General features: G+C 71.5%; 1 pseudogene. It reads left to right on the top strand.

From position 1 onward, the window contains the following. A pseudogene (locus G3I78_RS46985) lies at positions 1-597 on the top strand (acetate kinase); the annotation flags it as partial.

Genomic DNA, 597 nt, shown 5'->3' with positions numbered 1-597 from the left:
TCCGAGACGGTCCTGGTGGACGACGACGTCGTCCGCCAGATCTCCGAGCTCTCGCCGCTGGCACCGCTGCACAACCCGCCGAACGTCAAGGGCATCGAGGTCGCGCGCGAGCTGCTGCCGGACGTGCCGCACGTCGCGGTGTTCGACACGGCGCTCTTCTCCACGCTGCCCGACGCCGGGGCGACGTACGCGCTGGACCGGGAGGTCGCGCAGGAGCACGGCGTGCGCCGGTACGGGTTCCACGGCACGAGCCACCAGTACGTGTCCGGCAAGGTCGCGCGCGTGCTGGGCCGCCGGATCGAGGGCCTCAACACGATCGTGCTGCACCTCGGCAACGGCGCGTCCGCGTCGGCCGTGCGCGGTGGCGTCGCGGACGACACGTCGATGGGCATGACCCCGCTCGAGGGCCTCGTCATGGGCACCCGCACGGGCGACATCGACGCGGCCGTCGTGTTCCACCTCGCGCGCAACGCGGGCATGAGCATCGACGAGATCGACGTCCTGTTCAACAAGCGCTCGGGCGTCAAGGGCCTGTCGGGGGTCAACGACTTCCGCGAGCTGCGCCGTCTCATCGACGCCGGCGACGAGGACGCGCGC

This window comes from Streptomyces sp. SID13726 (assembly GCF_010548375.1).
In the GTDB taxonomy this organism is placed as follows: domain Bacteria; phylum Actinomycetota; class Actinomycetes; order Streptomycetales; family Streptomycetaceae; genus Streptomyces.
Note: the sequence above shows the minus strand (reverse complement) of the source record. Positions and strands in the feature narration are given on the sequence as shown.